The 18,395-nt window shown below is 44.5% G+C and carries 17 protein-coding genes; 3 read left to right on the top strand and 14 right to left on the bottom strand.

Features of this window, described 5'->3' with window-relative positions; all coding sequences use genetic code 11:
* Positions 1-361: 361 nt before the first annotated feature.
* A complete protein-coding gene (gene dapF / locus AB5618_RS12340) occupies positions 362-1,210 on the bottom strand; it encodes a diaminopimelate epimerase (RefSeq protein WP_195590592.1) in 849 nt (282 codons plus the stop codon).
* Positions 1,211-1,461: 251 nt separating this feature from the next.
* Between dapF and AB5618_RS12335 the strand changes: the two genes are divergently transcribed.
* Complete coding sequence (locus tag AB5618_RS12335) at positions 1,462-2,292, top strand: helix-turn-helix domain-containing protein (RefSeq protein ID WP_368366792.1); 831 nt, start codon at positions 1,462-1,464, stop codon at positions 2,290-2,292.
* A gap of 92 nt (positions 2,293-2,384) precedes the next feature.
* On the opposite strand, the gene secA is transcribed toward AB5618_RS12335, so the two are convergent.
* Positions 2,385-4,961, bottom strand: a complete 2,577-nt coding sequence (secA, locus tag AB5618_RS12330) for a preprotein translocase subunit SecA (protein WP_195478463.1) — start codon at positions 4,959-4,961, stop codon at positions 2,385-2,387.
* Positions 4,962-5,198: 237 nt separating this feature from the next.
* Here secA and AB5618_RS12325 point away from each other — a divergent pair, with 237 nt between their 5' ends.
* A complete protein-coding gene (locus tag AB5618_RS12325) occupies positions 5,199-5,819 on the top strand; it encodes a 4'-phosphopantetheinyl transferase superfamily protein (RefSeq protein WP_187565128.1) in 621 nt (206 codons plus the stop codon).
* A gap of 3 nt (positions 5,820-5,822) precedes the next feature.
* Here the strand turns inward: AB5618_RS12325 and AB5618_RS12320 are convergent, their stop codons facing one another.
* The 12 genes from AB5618_RS12320 to AB5618_RS12265 all read right to left on the bottom strand — a co-directional run bounded on the left by AB5618_RS12320 (position 5,823) and on the right by AB5618_RS12265 (position 16,009).
* Positions 5,823-5,987 (bottom strand): hypothetical protein, encoded by a 165-nt coding sequence (locus tag AB5618_RS12320; protein ID WP_173770386.1) that lies wholly within the window; start codon positions 5,985-5,987, stop codon positions 5,823-5,825.
* Between the two features lie 48 nt (positions 5,988-6,035).
* Positions 6,036-6,563 (bottom strand): ribosome-associated translation inhibitor RaiA, encoded by a 528-nt coding sequence (raiA, locus tag AB5618_RS12315; protein WP_118582188.1) that lies wholly within the window; start codon positions 6,561-6,563, stop codon positions 6,036-6,038.
* A 94-nt stretch (positions 6,564-6,657) separates the two neighbouring features.
* A complete protein-coding gene (hisA, locus tag AB5618_RS12310) occupies positions 6,658-7,428 on the bottom strand; it encodes a phosphoribosylformimino-5-aminoimidazole carboxamide ribotide isomerase (protein ID WP_368366791.1) in 771 nt (256 codons plus the stop codon).
* Between the two features lie 145 nt (positions 7,429-7,573).
* Complete coding sequence (locus AB5618_RS12305; RefSeq protein WP_173717855.1) at positions 7,574-8,017, bottom strand: lipoprotein; 444 nt, start codon at positions 8,015-8,017, stop codon at positions 7,574-7,576.
* Between the two features lie 205 nt (positions 8,018-8,222).
* Entirely contained in the window at positions 8,223-9,926 is a 1,704-nt protein-coding gene (locus tag AB5618_RS12300; protein ID WP_368366790.1) for an amidohydrolase family protein, read from the bottom strand.
* A 6-nt stretch (positions 9,927-9,932) separates the two neighbouring features.
* On the bottom strand, positions 9,933-10,673 hold the full coding sequence (locus tag AB5618_RS12295) for an amino acid ABC transporter ATP-binding protein (RefSeq protein WP_368366789.1): 741 nt from the start codon (positions 10,671-10,673) through the stop codon (positions 9,933-9,935).
* The gene (locus AB5618_RS12290) at positions 10,674-11,324 is read right to left on the bottom strand and encodes an amino acid ABC transporter permease (RefSeq protein ID WP_368366788.1); all 651 of its coding nucleotides are present in this window, start codon (positions 11,322-11,324) and stop codon (positions 10,674-10,676) included.
* Positions 11,325-11,477: 153 nt separating this feature from the next.
* Positions 11,478-12,365: a transporter substrate-binding domain-containing protein gene (locus tag AB5618_RS12285; protein WP_118582167.1), complete on the bottom strand. Its 888-nt coding sequence runs from the start codon at positions 12,363-12,365 to the stop codon at positions 11,478-11,480.
* Positions 12,366-12,759: 394 nt separating this feature from the next.
* Positions 12,760-13,518, bottom strand: coding sequence for a 4-hydroxy-tetrahydrodipicolinate reductase (gene dapB / locus AB5618_RS12280; protein WP_148461017.1), 759 nt, complete (start codon positions 13,516-13,518; stop codon positions 12,760-12,762).
* A 173-nt stretch (positions 13,519-13,691) separates the two neighbouring features.
* Positions 13,692-14,585, bottom strand: coding sequence for a 4-hydroxy-tetrahydrodipicolinate synthase (gene dapA, locus AB5618_RS12275; RefSeq protein ID WP_118582161.1), 894 nt, complete (start codon positions 14,583-14,585; stop codon positions 13,692-13,694).
* 24 nt (positions 14,586-14,609) lie between these two features.
* Positions 14,610-15,113 (bottom strand): cob(I)yrinic acid a,c-diamide adenosyltransferase, encoded by a 504-nt coding sequence (locus AB5618_RS12270; protein ID WP_173716858.1) that lies wholly within the window; start codon positions 15,111-15,113, stop codon positions 14,610-14,612.
* Positions 15,114-15,385: 272 nt separating this feature from the next.
* The gene (locus AB5618_RS12265) at positions 15,386-16,009 is read right to left on the bottom strand and encodes a single-stranded DNA-binding protein (RefSeq protein WP_118582155.1); all 624 of its coding nucleotides are present in this window, start codon (positions 16,007-16,009) and stop codon (positions 15,386-15,388) included.
* 484 nt (positions 16,010-16,493) lie between these two features.
* Between AB5618_RS12265 and typA the strand changes: the two genes are divergently transcribed.
* Positions 16,494-18,329, top strand: coding sequence for a translational GTPase TypA (gene typA, locus AB5618_RS12260; protein WP_368366787.1), 1,836 nt, complete (start codon positions 16,494-16,496; stop codon positions 18,327-18,329).
* Positions 18,330-18,395: the final 66 nt, after the last annotated feature.

The following is an 18,395-nucleotide window of genomic DNA, read 5'->3' as shown; positions in this document are numbered from 1 at the left end:
TATTTTACAGAATTATGTTAGAAATGTCTATCTATTTTTAGTTTAGACATTGCACTTTTTTTATCAACAAGAGGGGCTGTTTCGTATATCAACATGCTGATTCCGTCTCCATATTTTAAAAAATGCTTTCCTCTCTTTAGGCATAATGACATCGCTTACAGACATCCCCCCATTTGCAGCAAAAAAGAATCCAGGCACGGAAGTCTTCTTACTTCTATACCTGGATTCTCCTACATTGAAAATTAAGCAACTGCCATATTGACTTGTCTGATTTTTCATCTGCTGCTCCTACGTCAGTCGCCGTAGCTACCGCTACACAGCCCCGGCCGTTGGGATGCGCCATATGCACCATATTTTCTTTCTATGAGAAAAAGCTCTCAGCCACGCTCATCTCCGCAATATATCCAACAGTTCCTGTCATAAAAATAGTTCCGTCTTCTTTAATGTCGATCTGGATCATACCACCTGGCTGGTTTACATTGATTCTGTTTTCCATCAGACCTTTTCGGTAGGCTGCAATGGCTGCCGCACAGCTTCCTGTACCGGAAGCTTTTGTGTAACCGGAGCCACGCTCCCAGATCTCGATATCCAGATTTCCTTTATCAATCTGACGGCAGATCTGCAGGTTCACTCTTTCCGGGAACTCATCTGCATTTTCCACATATGGCCCCAGCTCCCTTACTTTTTCCTGAGATACCTGATCCATGAAAATAATGCAGTGTGGATTTCCTACTGTGAGACAAGTTGCCTTGTATTCTTTCTTGTTAAATGTAAATGGCTCATTGATCACCTCACGCACCTCGCCAGTTACCGGAATCTCTCTGGAAAGAAAAGAGGCTTTGCCCATATTTACGCGGAACTCTGTCGCTCTGGCATTCAGACACTCTACTTCGATTGTTCCGGATAAAGTCTCAATGGCAAATTTTTTCTCTGTAACATACTCATTGTCCATAAGATATTTTGCAAAAATACAGACACCGTTTCCACTGATTGCAGCTTCACTTCCATCGGAATTAAAAATACGCATTCCCATTTTTCCGTTAATGTCAACTGGTCCGTAAAGCACACCATCCGCTCCAAGTCCGAACCCCCGCTGGCAAAGAAGCGCAACTTTTTTGCCCTGCAGCTGAAGCTGGTTTTTCTTCGCATCCAGTACCAGATAATCATTTCCAAAGCCCTGATATTTTGTCATGATAATGCTGTCTCTCATTGTTTTCAATTCCTTTCTGACGAAGCGCCCGTGATCTTTTTTCTCAAATCACATCTTATATATCCAGTATAGCGTTTATTTTTCCCATGTACATAGAATAACTTGCGAAATATATTGCAAAAAATGCGGTATTTCATTTATAATAAAGTCATATTTCAAGCACAGAATTGAATTATGATGCTACGCAAACGTAGCTGCAAGCAAAGTTTGCGGTTCCATACACACTATAGTTAAAACAGGAGCCATAACATATGAATTCTTTCAATGAGCCTACTGAAAAAACCGGCTATCTGGAGCAGGATTTCCGGCTTTTTCACATCAAGGATCAGACCAAGCGAGAATTTTCCTACCATTATCATGATTTTCACAAGGTGATCATCTTTCTTTCCGGAAAGGCAGCCTACCACATTGAGGGAAAGTCCTACTACCTGAAGCCCTGGGACATTCTCCTTGTGAACCGTCACGCCATACACAAACCGGAAATTGATTTTTCGGTTCCATACGAACGTTTTGTACTATGGATCCGCGATGACATCAAATCCACAGAACTACTCCGCTGTTTTCAGAAGGCGATTGACCGGAGTTACAATCTAATCCGTCTGGACTCTGACTCTCAGGAAAAATTAAAGCAGCTTCTCTACGAACTGGAAGCTGCCTTGAAAGACGAAAAATTTGGAAGCGAGCTTCTTGGCTCAGCTCTTTTTACCCAGTTCATGGTTTATGTAAACCGCATTTTTCTGGAAAAGCAGTACATTTACGACACTCGCTCCTACAGCAGTGATTCCCAGATAGAAGAGCTTCTCCGTTATATTAACCATAACCTTACTGAAGATCTTTCCATTGAAACCCTTTCGCGGAAATACTACCTGAGCAAGTATCACATGATGCGGAAATTCAAGGAGGAAACCGGTTATACCATCCACAACTACATCATTAGCAAGCGCCTTCTTCTCGCCCGCACAAAAATTTCCGAAGGCACCCCCATCCTGAAGGCCGCCCAGTTAAGCGGCTTCTCCGACTATACCACCTTCTCCCGGGCCTATAAAAAACAATTTGGTACTGCGCCGAGCCAGATGCTATAAAGGACTGCTCCCGCAATTCTCATGTAACAATAAAAGAGCGAATTTCCAAGACCTCCCGCCTCTGGAAATTCGCTCTCTATAATCACTCTGATTTAAACATTAGCAGTCTTTCTGCCGCAGCACTGTTTGTACTTCTTACCGCTTCCGCAAGGACACGGATCATTCGGATAAACCTTAATTTCTTTTCTCTGAACCGGCTTACGAACACTGGAATCATCCTTGTTAGTACCAGTAACCTTAGCCACCTGCTCACGCTCGATTTTCTGCTCAACATGAACATGATACAGCATTCTGACGGTGTCCTCCTGAATGGAAGTGATCATGCTGTTAAACATATCAAATGCGGCCATCTTGTACTCAACAACCGGATCTCTCTGACCATAAGCAGTCAGACCGATACCCTGGCGGAGAATCTCCATGTCATCAATGTGATCCATCCACTTGCTGTCAATGCTCTTCAGAAGGATAACGCGCTCAAGCTCACGCAGCTGCTCTGGCTCCGGGAATTCGGACTCCTTCGCCTCGTAAAGCTTCACAGCCTCCTCCTTGATCAGATGCTTCATCTCATTCTTTTTCTTACCCTTAACCTTCTCAGCTGTAAGCGGCTCGATTGGGATGATCTGACGGAGAACACTGTTGAACTCATTCAGATCCCACTCTTCAGAATCTACATCCTCAGAGAAACACATATCTACTGCATTATCTACAATATCTGTAATCATCTTGTAGATGGCATCGCGCATGTTCTCGCCATCCAGCACCTGGCGGCGCTCTTTGTAGATGATCTCACGCTGCTCATTGTTAACCTGGTCGTAATCAAGAAGATTCTTACGAATACCGAAGTTGTTAAACTCGATTTTCTCCTGTGCCTTCTCGATGGCGTTGGAAAGCATCTTATGCTCAATCTGCTCATTCTCAGCTACACCAAGAGATGTGAACACCTTCATCAGACGCTCAGATCCGAACAGACGCATCAGATCGTCCTCAAGAGAAATATAGAAACGAGATTCTCCTGGATCTCCCTGACGTCCGGAACGTCCACGCAGCTGGTTATCAATACGTCTGGACTCATGACGCTCTGTACCGATAATCTTCAGACCGCCGGCTGCTCTTGATACATCGTCAAGCTTAATATCCGTACCACGACCTGCCATATTGGTTGCGATGGTAACGGCACCGGCCTGACCAGCCTGTGCTACGATCTCAGCCTCAAGCTCATGGAACTTGGCATTCAATACATTGTGCGGAATCCCTTCTCTCTTCAGCATACGGCTGATGAGCTCAGAAGTCTCAATGGTAATAGTACCAACCAGTACAGGCTGCTGCTTCTCATGAGCTTCCTTTACAGACTGGACAACTGCATTGAATTTCTCTTTCTTGGTCATATATACGGCATCGTCTAAATCCTTACGCTGAACCGGCTTATTGGTCGGGATCTCAACAACGTCCATAGCATAGATATCACGGAACTCTTTCTCCTCAGTAAGGGCAGTACCGGTCATACCGCCTTTCTTATCGTATTTGTTAAAGAAGTTCTGGAAGGTGATGGTTGCAAGGGTTTTGCTCTCGCGTTTTACCTTAACATGCTCTTTTGCCTCGATTGCCTGGTGGAGACCATCCGAATAACGACGGCCCGGCATGATACGTCCGGTAAACTCATCAACAATCATAACCTCGTCATCTTTTACAACGTAATCCTGGTCACGGTGCATCAGATTATGAGCACGAAGTGCAAGGATGATATTGTGCTGGATCTCAAGGTTCTCCGGATCTGCAAGATTCTCAATACTGAAGAATTTCTCAACCTTCTTCACACCCTGCTCGGTAAGGTTGACAATCTTATCCTTCTCATTTACAACAAAGTCACCGGTCTCGATAACTTCCTCACCCATGATAGCTGCCATCTTGGTCATCTCATGGCTGGCTTCTCCACGCTCCAGCTGCTGTGCAAGGATATCGCAAACCTCATACAGCTTGGTGGACTTGCCGCTCTGACCGGAAATGATCAGAGGAGTACGAGCCTCATCGATTAAAATGGAGTCGACCTCGTCGATGATACAGTAGTGAAGGTCACGCTGTACCAGCTGCTCCTTGTAGATAACCATGTTATCACGAAGATAGTCAAATCCAAGTTCGTTATTTGTAACATAAGTAATATCACAGTTATATGCCTCGCGGCGTTCTTCCGGCTTCATGTCGTTCAGAACTACGCCTACAGTCAGCCCAAGGAATCTGTGAACCTGTCCCATCTCGTCGGCATCACGTTTCGCCAGGTAATCATTGACTGTGACAACGTGAACACCTTTGCCCTCCAGGGCATTCAGATAGGAAGGCAATGTAGCTACAAGGGTCTTACCTTCACCAGTTTTCATCTCGGCGATACGGCCCTGATGAAGTACGATTCCACCGATGAGCTGTACTTCGAAATGCTCCATTCCAAGTACTCGCTTGGCAGCCTCACGGACGGTAGCAAATGCCTCTGGTAAAAGATCATCCAGGGTAGCTCCCTCTTCCAGGCGTTTCTTAAACTCTCTTGTCTTACCACGAAGTTCTTCGTCGGTTAATTTCTGCATTTCGGGACGCAGATCCTCGATTTTCTTAACGAGAGGCATGATACGCTTAACCTCTCGCTGGCTGCGGGTTCCGAAAACTTTTGAAAACATGTTCATTTAGCTTTTATACTCCTGTCTATCTTTTTAGATGCTATATTGTGTAATATAACTGATTTCATTTCATTTAAAATTATTTATTTTGTTTAACATACCAGTCTATTTTAACACTTTTTGTCATGGAAAACAATAAATATTTGATGAACAAAATATGTCTCCCATATGATATATTAAAGTAAAATGAATTTATACCCCAAATCAGCCTCAAATTATTTTATGTTTTAGGAGAATTTTTATATGATTTATCTTTTTCAGGAACTGGACTTAATTTCAAACGAATTGCTTCACCAGATGATTTTCTCATTGCCTGTTGCACGCAGGGAATATGTTCAGCATTTTAAATTGCCGGAAGACCAGAAGCGTTCTGCCCTGGCCTGGCTGCTTTTGCGTTATGGACTTAAACAGGAATATGGTTTCCGGGAAATCCCGGATTTCCAGAAAACCTCTTCTGGGAAACCATTTTTCCGTGGGGAAAATATGCCGTTTTTTAATCTCAGCCACAGCGGAAATTTCGTAGGCTGTGCCTTGCATGACAGGGAAATTGGTCTGGATATCCAGAAGCTCACCGAGCCCCGGGAATCTCTTATCCGAAGAGTCTGCACTCAGGAGGAGCTTATTTTCCTAAAGTCCCCCCAGGATTTCTGCCGGATCTGGGCTATGAAGGAAAGCGCCGTCAAACTTACCGGAGAAGGGATCACCGGAAATTTCCGGGAGATTCTCACTCTGCATCCGGATATGCACACCCATACCATCCCATTAGAAAATGGAACCGGATTTCTGGCCTACAGTATTTATGACGAAAGCAAGCTCCCTGTCCGCGTACTATCCGCCAGGGAGCTTGCTGAAGAATTACTTTAAAATTCAAACTTTTATAATTTTTTCATCAGGGAACGGATCATCCAGAAATCTGGTCACATGATACTGATCCGTTTCTGCCAGATGAAGCTGCAGCAGTGCCAGACCAATTCCAGCTGCTCCGTCAAAGCAAAAAAACAAGGGCATGTGAAAAAACTTTCGTTTTTTCACATGCCCTTCCTATTCACCTGTTTTATTTTTCAAACAGATATATCTCTATTAATCCTCCGGCTCAATCAGTCCGTAGGTATTCCCCTTACGCTTGTAAACTACATTCACCTGATCAGTCTCTGCATTGCAGAATACGAAGAAATTATGTCCAAGAAGTTCCATCTGGACACATGCATCTTCTGGATACATAGGCTTGATATCGAATTTCTTGGTACGAATGATCTTAACCTCTTCGTCCTCTTCATAATCCTTGTCCAGATATGCTTTCTGGAAGTTGGCAGCTGACTGCTGCTTATCTACGATCTTGTTCTTGTATTTCCTGAGCTGACGTTCAATTACTTCCTCTACAAGGTCGATTGATACATACATATCGTTGCTGACCTGCTCGGAACGGATGATGTTGCCCTTAACCGGGATCGTCACCTCGATTTTCTGTCTTTCTTTTTCTACACTAAGAGTTACGACAACTTCAGTGTCAGGAGTGAAATACCTTTCCAGTTTACCGAGCTTATCCTCTACTGCTGTACGAAGCCCGTCTGTCACTGTGATGTTCTTTCCGCTGATAATGAATTTCATGCTTCCATCCCCTTTGCTGTTTGATGGGTATATTATAACACATTACTCTAAAAATTAACATCATTTTCTGAAAAAATTACGAATTTTTTCACATTTATAAATTACCTATCAATTTTTCAAATGGTATGGTGCCACCGAACAGATCCAGGGCGCTTCCTACCGTCACATCCACTTTTCCTCCTGCTGCCTGTTTCAGGAGCTGGATATCCTCCACGCTTCCAACACCGCCGGCGTAGGTCACAGGATGACCTTCATATTTTCCCAGAAGCTTCGCCAGGGAAACTTCTATACCTTTTGCCTTGCCCTCCACATCCACTGCATGGATGAGAAATTCATCGCAATAGGCACCCAGCTTTTCCATCAGTTCCAGAGTTACCTCCTCCTCTGTAAATTTCTGCCAACGGTCTGTGACTACATAGTATGCATCTTCTTTTTTACGGCAGCTGAGATCAAGAACAAGGTGTTCTTTTCCAGCCGCATCTACCATCTTCTCCAGATTTTTCCAGGAAATATGGCCATCACGGAACACATAGGAGGTGACGATCACATGACTGGCTCCAGCAGCAAGATAATCTGCCGCATTGTCCGGGTTTACACCGCCTCCGATCTGAAGACCTCCTGGATACGCGCCAAGGGCCAGCATGGCCTGGGCTTTCGTAGCCTGGAAGTATTCAGAATCCGCACTGTTCAGAAGGATAATATGTCCTCCCTTCAGACCTTTTTCTTTATATAAGGAAGCATAAAAAGCTGCATCCTGCTCTGACACAAAATTCTCCTGTGCCTGGTTTCCCGCATCCTTCAGGCTTCCTCCTACGATCTGCTTTACCTTTCCATTATGTATATCTATGCATGGACGAAATTTCATGATGATCCTCCTTTTCTTGCATTTGTAATTAAGTTGTAGCTATCCTGTATTTTGCTCACAAATTTATTGAAATCATATCACAAAAAGGCGTTGAATGAAACACCTCTCTTCATTCAACACCTTTTCATTTTACCTCTATTTTTTATTATCTTCCATTCGCCGCATTATCCACAGCATCTCCAACACCTTCTACTGCGTTGCCCACACCTTCACCAACATCACGGACACCGTCAGCTACTCCATCGCCTAATTCTTCTACACCTTCGCCAAGGGCACCGGAAACGGAATTGTTATTGTCTGTCACATTATCACCGGGAACATCTGCATCTCCAGCAGTGCCTGCATCATCTGGTACTGCGGTATCAGCAGTTCCAGCTCCGTCTGCACCATTATTTACGCTGTCGCCCGCGTCATCCAACTTTTCATCCTCTGCAGTTCCATCCTCCACGTTATCCTTATCAATGGCATCCTCATTTGCATTATTTTGAACCTCATCCGCTGCATTGTTATTGTCATTTCCACAGGCTGTAAGCATACATAATGTAAATACCAGCAAAGTACCTATGAGCATTCGTTTCATTTTTTTCATCTCATCTGTCTCCTTTTCTTATTTTCAGCTGAAAACACGTTACTGTCCACTTTCGCGAAAATGACCGTTCCGCCTGGCGGAACTCAGCCTGCGAACAGTAAACATTGCTGTATGCTCCTAATATGTACAGATGAGAAAGAAACTATTCTGGAAGAAATTTACAATTTAAAAATCCGTCAATCCGGACATTTCCCTTCTTCGCTTATCACTGTTGTTTCCGCACGATCCTGCCGCTTTTGGAATTTCTCCACACATCCTGTTCCACCGCGATCTCACCGCCCACCAGCACATAATCAAATCCTGTACAGTACTGGTTTGGATTCTGGAAATCTGCGTGAACGCTTAACTGGTCCAGATGAAATACATTGATATCTGCGGGCATTCCTTTTTCCAGAGTTCCCAGAGGGAGCCCCAGAACATGCGCCGGTTTTGCTGTCATTTTATATACAGCATCTTCTATGGAAAAGACCTTTTTATCACGCACATAGTCGGTTAGCAACTTTGGAAAAGCCCCATAAACTCTGGGGTGATATTTGCCCCCTGCGGGATAGATCGCATCTGAAATCAGATTTGCCCGGCTGTCTTTCAGAAAATACAGCATGTCCTCTTCTGAGGCAATGGTATCCAGCATGGTAACCTGACAGCGCTCTGCCAGGAGGATGTCATACAGGGTATCATAAGGATCCTGTCCAAACTGTTCTGCGATTTTTGCAATAGACTGTCCTGCAAAGCTGCCGAATTTCTCCGTATGTAAAGTGCTGGCATAGATCATGTCAAAGCCAGCCAGCTCCACAATGTTCTCAAAAATATCGGAAGGCTGCTTCAGCACCTTCGTAATCTCTTTCCTGCAAGACGGATCTGCCAGCCTTGCACAGATTGCATCGATACCGCCCTCCTGAAACTGTGGCGGAAGAAGATGTACCAGCTGGGTGGAACCAGTCAGATAGGGATACAGGTCAAAATCCACCTTTCCCCCCCGCTCTGCTGCCTGGTCAAACAGTTTCAGGATCTTCACCGGAGTCTCCTTCCAGTTTTTCCGTCCGATGCATTTCATATGGCTCACATGCAAGGGAATCTGCAGCTCTTCCGCCACAGAAATCACTTCCTGCAGAGCCAGCAGGATTCCATCTCCTTCATTTCGGATATGGGTGGTAATGGGAATGTCCGTCCCCTTCAAGGGCTGCAGTGCTTCCACAAGCCCATCTCTGTCATATTCAAATTCCGGGGCATAGGCAATTCCAAGGCTGATTCCAAGCGCTCCTGCCGACAGAGCTTCCTCCACAGCCTTCCAAACCTGGTGTAATTCTTCCTTGGAAAGCTTCCCCGGAGCATAGCCTTTTACACCGGCGCGGATGGTTCCATTTCCTGCAAGCATTCCAGTGTTGACGCTACGCGTTTCCTTTCCAAGAGCTGACAGATAGGCAGACATAGTTGACATAATTCTAAAGGCATCTATCTCGCTTTCCTTCGCTGAAATTCCGCAAGACTCCCCTTTCTTTTTTGAGGAAAATACATCTTCTGTATCATCTATCTTTTCATTTTTTCTCCAACGAAAATCCCCTGTCACACTGCTGAGAAATCCGGCAATCTCTTTCCCAAATTTCTCCCCAGCCGGAGCCACCGAAAGCCCACAGTTTCCATTCACCACAGTCGTCATTCCCTGCCGGTTCAAAAGCTCATCATCCCCGTTTCCAAAAGCCTGCCAGTCTCCGTGTCTGTGAATGTCAAGGAAGCCGGGGGTTATATAACCACCGGCCGCATTCAAAACACGCTCTTTTGGAAAATCGGCTGGAATCTCCACATGAGTTCCCACTTCCGCAATTTTCCCATTTTCTATTACAAGATCTCCATGAAATGGCTTTTCCTTTTTCCCATTTACGATCCAGCCATCTTTGATTATATAGTCCATCCCGAATTACCTTTCCTCAACTTTCCTGATAAACTGACGAATACGATCATTCTTCGGATGCTCAAAAAACTCTTCTGGAGGCGCATCCTCCACGATCACGCCATCTTCCATAAACAAAATCCGATCCGCTACTTCTCTGGCAAAATTCATCTCATGGGTGACGATAACCATGGATACTCCTTCTGCTGCTACTTTACGGATAACACTTAAAACCTCTCCAACCAGCTCTGGATCCAGTGCGCTTGTAGGCTCATCAAAAAGGATCACTTCCGGATTCATGGCCATTGCTCTTGCGATTGCAACCCTCTGCTGCTGGCCGCCGGAAAGATTCTTAGCCATTGCCTCTTCCCTGCCTTCCAGCCCAACCATTTTCAGCAAATCTTTTGCCTTTGCAATTGCCTCCTGTTTGGGGACTTTTTTCACATGAACCGGTGCCTCGATCACATTCTGCAGCACACTCATATGGGTAAAAACGTTAAATTTCTGGAAAACCATTCCAATATGCTGCCGCAGCTCATGCAGTGCCTGACCGGAATTCACAGGTTTTCCCATATAATCGATTTCGCCGCTGTCGTAGGTTTCCAGCTGGTTGATACACCGGAGAATTGTGGATTTACCAGAACCGCTAGGACCAAGGATTGCAATCTTTTCCCCTTTATGTATGTCAAAACTGATTTCCTTCAGCACCTGAAGATTCCCAAAGCTTTTGCTGATATTTTTTACACTTAAAATAACATCTTCTGCCATTTATGCCATCCTCCTTTCCAAAACTCCTGCAATCTGGGTAAATATAGTTGTCAGGATCAGATATAATACCGCAACAGCTATGTACGGTTCAAAATAATGGAAAGAATTATAAGCGATCAAGGTTCCCTCTCTTGTCAGCTCTGTCAAAGTGATGGCGGACAAAATAGAAGTATTTTTGATGGTGGCAATAAACTGGTTTACAAGAGGAAGAATGCAGATCTTGGTTGCCTGTGGTGCCACAATTCGAAGCATTTCCAGATGCCAGGGCATTCCAAGTGCTTTGGCTACTTCTCTCTGGCCCGGGTCAATAGCATGGATACCGGAACGGACAATTTCTGCAATGTATGCGCCTGTATTTAAAGACATGGAAAGCACACCTGCTGTCATAGCGCTGAAAGTAATGCCCAGGTTTGGCAAGCCGAAATAGATCAGAAATGCCTGCACCATCAGTGGGGTTCCTCTCCAGATCCAGATGTACAGCTGTGCCAGTCTGGATACTACTTTTATGTGGCTGTCCCTCATCAACGCAAGCATAACGCCCAGAATTGTACCAAAAATAAGCGTGAGAACCGATATTTCCATCGTCACTGCGCATCCCTGGAGCAGTGATGTCATTTTGTCAAATACAAGTGACCATTTCAATGTTACCATACTATTTCCCCTGTGACCAGTAATTATAGCCGGTTTATCCTTTCTTCCTTACTTTTCCGGTATTACTGGTCACGGAGTGACCAGTAACGCGCTTTCTGCATAGAAACATATCTGTGTTTTATTGTAACTGTTCAGTCCTTTCACTATTATGCTTTATTCAGCGGTTTCCGCATCTTCTGCTGCAGCTGCTTCTTCTCCCTCGCCGGAAGCATCGATCCATTTTGTCCAGAGTGTATCATAAGTGCCGTCTGCATAATACTCGTCAATACATTCATTGATAAATGCAAGCAGATCATCTTTTCCCTTCTGTACGGCGATGGCGTTCTCTGCATGGGTAAATGGATCACACACGATCTTGGCACCTTCATATTCCTGGGAAAGAATCTTCTGGTTCAGAAGATCGTTTACCACAACATCCACACGGCCTGCCAAAAGGTCAGATACGCATCCTACTGTATCCTTGTACTGAACAATCTCATAGGAAACATCCGGATTCTCATCCAGGAAGCTCTGTGCTACGTTATAAGAAGTTGCCCCCTCTTTTACGGCAACCTTCAGACCATCGCAGTCAGCCAGACTCTTAACGGTATCTGCATACTCTGAATCTTCTTTCACGGCAAGGATCATACCACTGTCGCAGTAGGATTTGGACATATCCACAACCTCGCATCTTTCGTCTGTCTTATACATTGCTGCAATGGAAAAATCATACTCCCCATTCTGGATAGAAGGAACAATGGACTGGAATTCCATATCTGTCACTTCCATGTCAACTCCAAGCTTGTCTGCAATATACTGTGCCAGGTCAATATCAAAACCTACAATATTGTCGTCATCATCTCTGTATTCAAATGGTACATAAGTTCCGGTTGCGACGGTGATCACACCTTTCTCCTTAATTGCTTTAATATTTTCACCGTTTTCCCAGTCAACTGCTGCCGTGTCCTCTGTATCTGTACTCTCTGCGTAAACCGGGGTAAAAGCTGTCATAATCATAGAAGCTGCTGTAAGAAGTGCCATTGCTTTTGCTGTTTTTCTCATAATAATTTCTCCTCTCTGACTCTCACCGGTACAGATAGTCTTCTGTTATCGTTTCCAAAGTGGACAATAACAGCCTGCGCAGTTATGCTATCCCGATTTCCAGCTTTACTAACGCAAAAAGGACCGCCCTGTGGCAGCCCTTTCTGCATGGCAGAAATGCGATATTGCATTTCTCTCTTATGAAGTTTCGGTACGTTATGGAAACAAGTGCAAAAATGCTTTATCAGCAAATACTCTGACCTGCCATACCATAAACGCAAAAAACGGAGCAAACTCTCTAAGTAGTTTGCTCCGTTGCAACTTATGATGGAATTATAGCAAACACATTGCTATCTGTAAATCCATAAATTCAACAATTATTTTGTATGCATTTTACAATTTTTGTATATTTCTGTTAACCTTCGATCACGTTGCTCATATCATATCTTCCAGCTGGTTTTCCGGCAAGATATTTCGCTGCTTCTACAGCACCCTTGCCAAATACAGCCTTAGAGTATGCTGTGTGCTTAAATTCGATCACTTCATCCGGTCCGGCAAAAATCACTTCATGCTCGCCGACAATAGAGCCTCCGCGAACTGCGGAAATACCGATCTCCTTAGCGTCACGTTTCTCTCTTCTCTGGCTGCGGTCATATACGTAATGATACTGGTTGTCCATTGCCTCGTTCAGACTATCTGCAAGGGCAAGAGCTGTTCCGCTTGGTGCATCCACTTTCAGGTTATGGTGCTTCTCTACAATCTCCATGTCAAAACCAGCTGCTGCCAAAACCTTAGCTGCATCCTGAACCAGTTTCAAAAGAGTATTGATTCCAAGGGACATGTTGGCAGATTTCAGAACGGCGATCTTTTTTGCACTCTCTTCTACTCTTGCAAGCTGCTCTTCACTTAAACCTGTGGTGCAAAGAACTACCGGCATATTTTTCTTCTCGCAGTAGTCCATCAGCTTATCAAAAGCCTTCGGGGAGGAAAAATCGATAACAGCATCTGCTTCCACCTGGCAATCGTCGATGTTTGTAAATACCGGATAGCTGTTTTTCCCCTGGTCTGCAATGTCGATTCCTGCTACGATCTGGGCATTTGCATCCTTCTCAACAATATTGGAAATAACCTGTCCCATATGACCGTTACATCCGTGCATGATAATTTTAACCATTTTATTTTTTCCTTTCTTACTGTAAATTAACGAGCTTGTAAAAATTATTTCAACAATATACGCGCTCTGTTTTTCTCTGCTTACATATTACAAAGAAATCCCGTCAGCCGCTGTCAGACAATATGCTGCCGCACACCAGAGCTGACAGGCTCTGTCCGGGATTTCAACATTATTTATGCAAGCTTAATTCCGTAATCAGCAAGAGCTTTTTTCAGTCTCTCCTCATTCTCCGGCTCCATCTCACAAAGAGGCATACGGGTCGGTCCCACTTTCCAGCCCATCAGGTTCAGGGCAGTCTTAACCGGAATCGGGTTTACCTCGCAGAACAGTGCATTGATAAGCGGAACAGCCTCAAGCTGAAGTCTGGCAGCACCAGCAAGGTCTCCCTCCATAAATTTCATAACCATGTCATGTGTATTCTTCGGAGCAACATTGGATAAAACAGAGATTACTCCAAGTCCGCCAAGGGAAAGGATCGGAAGTACCTGGTCATCATTTCCGGAATAGAGCTCAAGAGCTCCGTCAGCCATGGACATCATCTTGGCAATCTGGGAAAGATCTCCGCTTGCAGCCTTGATTCCCACAATGTTCTTCACATTCTTCGCAAGAGCAACTGCTGTAGCAGGCTGAATATTGCAGCCTGTACGACTTGGCACATTATACATAATGATCGGAGTTTCCGGTACAGAATTGGCAATCTCTGTATAATGACGGATAAGACCCTTCTGGCTTGCCTTGTTGTAATATGGAGTCACAATCAGAAGTGCATCAGCGCCATAAGAAGCAGCTTCCTGAGACATCATAACTGCAGTCTCTGTGCAATTAGAACCGGTACCTGCAATAACAGGAACTCTTCCAGCTACCTTGTCAATTGCAAATTTGATGGTCTGGAGATGTTCTCCATGTGTCAATGTAGAAGACTCGCCTGTAGTGCCACAGATAACGATTGCATCTGTGCTGTTCGCAATCTGATATTCCAGAAGTTCTTCCAGTTTCTCATAATTTACCTTTCCATCTTCATGCATCGGGGTTACAATTGCAACGGCTGCACCTTTGAAAATTGCCATATTATTTCCTCCTATTCATCCTTATCATGAGTTCTGCTCTCTTCCAAGAGTGGTAATGGTAGTCACACTGTCCACATAATCCAAAATGCCAGGGTCTACCCGATTTCCCGTAAGTATCAAATGCATGGATTCGTCCTTCTGTTTCAAAAGCCCGACAACCATATCAACAGTAGCAATATGCTTATCCAGAAGTCCCAGAATTTCATCCAGTACCAGGAAATCACATTCCTGTGTAGCAATCACTTTACGGGCAAAATTTAAACCATTGAGAATATTGCGCTCCTCTTCAGCCTGCTCTTCCTCATTCAACTGGTCGTAACAGCTCTCCATCTTTTCGAAGCGGAAGATCTTGATATCCAGCTGATCCAGTTCTTCCAGAAAGTCCAGCTCACGCCGTTCATTTCCTTTCAGGAACTGAATGATGATCACACTTTTGCCCTGAGAAGATGCCCGCAGTGCCTGACCAATTGCCAGTGTGGTCTTACCTCTGCCATTTCCGCAATATACTTCTGTTATTTCTTTTTCCATACTGATTCCTCTTATTGTTAAAAATAATGTTACCGTCTGCCATAGATCAATAACATTCCTCGCAATGCCGTCTCCGCAAATGATACCGTTCATTATATTCCAGATATCGCGCTTTGCAAATAAGAACCGCAAACTGCGCCATTTTTAATATGTTTATATTACCGCAAAACCAGCAGAAATGCAAGCAGAAGAAACTTGGAGAAAAATCGGGCTGGCTGCCTTCCATAAAGTAACTGGCAGACCATGGCGTATTTCCCGCCACTTCGGTTGGTTTACACATACTCCAGCTTGCTCACCGATACCTCATAAGCGATTCTCTTCTGTGTCTCATTTTCCCCGATGCGCTTCATGTATTCCCTGCTTTGGATCCTGCCCCAGATCAGTACATGACCGCCCACTTCAAAGGCTGAAGCATAGCGGGCATTTCGTCCCCAGCAAATACACGGTATGTAATCTGATTTTCCATAAGGTCGGTTCACTGCAAGAAGCAGATCGGCAATCTCTCTTCCCAGCGGTGTTTTCCGGTAAACAGGCGGCTTACAGATATATCCGTCCAGGAAAATCTGGTTTACCGGTGCCAGAGAATCCTCTTCTTCCAGAAATTTCAATTCCCGTGCAAATGCGGAAAGCACCAGCCGGTTGTGTTTTTCTTCATGACGGTTATAGGAACGGAACTGTCCGTGAATTTCCACATACTGTCCCACGTAATCCTGGGTAACGTCCACCAGCCTTTCAGATACCATCACCGGAATCCTGTCTTCAGAATCGCTAAGCCTCTTTACCAGAAGATCCATGGTATAAAATCCTTCTCCGTAAACCTGGTGGCTGAATGTGAAACCTGTAACGATTTTTCCCGTGATGGAAACCTGATTGTTTTCAATAATTTTATCTGCCATGTTGTAGTTCTCCTTCCTTATTTTCACTTTTTTCTGCAGACATATGATGATATGAGTGTCAAAAGATCTTTTGACACTCATTTGATACCCGGATTGCTACGCAGCTACGCTGCTCCCGCAATCCTCCAAATATTCGAAATCCGCTGATTTACTGCGTAAATCGCTACTTTCTCATATTTGGCGTGTCCCAAGCTCAAAAGCCTTATCGTGCGAGCACGAACAGCTTTTTGACCTTTTGACACTGGTATCATATGATACTTGTCTTACTTGTTGGTCTATAATATCTATGAGAAAATCACCCTGTTTAGAACCAGAAATTTAAAATATTTTTTTCATAGAAATTAAAAAATTTTTTTTCAACACCTTGTAATTCGCGAAAAATGTGGTAAACTGAGGTTTTGGACAATATAAAGAAGAAACTACATTAATATGGAAAGAAAGAGGCAGAATTCCTCTGCCCGATAAAGAAAGGATTTCGATTTTTATGAAGACGAAACGCGAAGATGTACGTAACGTAGCCATCATTGCCCACGTTGACCATGGTAAAACCACTCTGGTAGACCAGCTTCTGAAACAGAGCGGTGTTTTCCGTGCCAATCAGGAGGTTCAGGAACGTGTCATGGACTCCAACGATATTGAGAGAGAGCGTGGTATCACAATTCTCTCCAAGAACACAGCAGTTCATTACAAAGACACAAAGATCAACATTATCGATACCCCAGGACATGCTGACTTCGGCGGCGAGGTTGAGCGTGTACTGAAAATGGTAGACGGCGTTATCCTTCTGGTTGACGCTTTCGAAGGCGCTATGCCTCAGACCAAATTCGTTCTGAAAAAAGCTCTTGAGCTGGATCTGCACGTAATCGTCTGCATTAATAAGATAGACCGTCCAGAAGCAAGGCCAGACGAGGTTGTTGACGAGGTTCTGGAACTTCTTATGGATCTTGGTGCTTCCGATGAGCAGCTCGACTGCCCATTCCTCTATGCATCTGCAAAAACAGGACACGCTGTTCTGGATCTGAAGGATACACCAGAGAACATGGAGCCGCTGTTTGAGGCTATTCTGAAATACATTCCGGCTCCGGAGGGAGACCCGGATGCAGACACACAGGTACTGATCAGTACCATTGATTATAACGAATATGTTGGACGTATCGGCGTTGGTAAGGTCGAGAGCGGCACTATTGCCGTAAACCAGGAGCTTACTCTTCTGAACCACCACGATCCGGACAAAAAACAGAAGGTTAAGATCAGCAAGCTTTATGAGTTTGACGGTCTGAATAAAGTTGAGGTAAAAGAGGCAACTATCGGATCAATTGTTGCAATTTCCGGTATTGCTGAAATTCATATCGGAGATACCCTTTGCGGCGGAGATAACCCGGAGGCAATTCCATTCCAGAAGATTTCTGAGCCGACTATCGCCATGAACTTCCTGGTAAATGACAGCCCGCTTGCAGGACAGGAGGGTAAATACATCACCTCCCGTCATCTCCGTGACAGACTTTACAGAGAGTTGAACACAGATGTCAGCCTTCGCGTAGAAGACACTGAGACAACTGAGTGCTTTAAGGTTTCCGGACGTGGTGAGCTTCATCTTTCCGTTCTTATTGAGAATATGAGACGTGAGGGATATGAATTTGCAGTCAGCAAGCCAGAGGTACTTTACAAAATTGATGAACGTGGCAAGAAATTAGAGCCAATGGAAATTGCCTACATTGATGTTCCGGAGGAATTTTCCGGTACCGTTATCCAGATGCTCAGCGAGCGTAAGGGTGAACTGCAGGGAATGAGCACTGCAAGCGACGGTTCCGTTCGTCTTGAGTTCCACATTCCTTCCCGTGGACTGATTGGTTTCCGAGGAAATTTCCTTACTTCCACAAAGGGAACTGGTATTATCAATACTATTTTTGATGGCTATTCTCCATATAAGGGAGATTTCCAGTATCGTAAACAGGGTTCCCTGATTGCTTTCGAGGGCGGCGAGGCTGTTACTTATGGTCTGTTTGCAGCTCAGGAGCGTGGAACTTTATTTATCGGACCTGGCGCAAAGGTTTACAGTGGTATGGTTATCGGACAGAATGGCAAGGCAGAGGATATCGAGCTGAATATCTGCAAGACCAAGCATCTGACCAATACTCGTTCCTCTTCTGCTGATGAGGCACTGAAACTGACTCCGCCAAGAGTTCTCAGTTTGGAGCAGGCTATTGAGTTTATCGATACAGATGAGCTTCTGGAGGTTACTCCAAGCAGCCTTCGTATCCGTAAGAAGATTCTGGATTCCCGTGATCGTAAGAGAGCTTCTATTAAGAAAAATGCGTAAGGGATTATAAGAAAATAGAGCAGATAGATCTTAGGTTGAGTAAGATTTATCTGCTCTTTTTGTATA

Source organism: Ruminococcus sp. J1101004sp1_RTP21198st1_B9_RTP21198_201120 (genome assembly GCF_040924245.1).
Lineage (GTDB): Bacteria > Bacillota > Clostridia > Lachnospirales > Lachnospiraceae > Blautia_A > Blautia_A faecis.
Note: the sequence above shows the minus strand (reverse complement) of the source record. Positions and strands in the feature narration are given on the sequence as shown.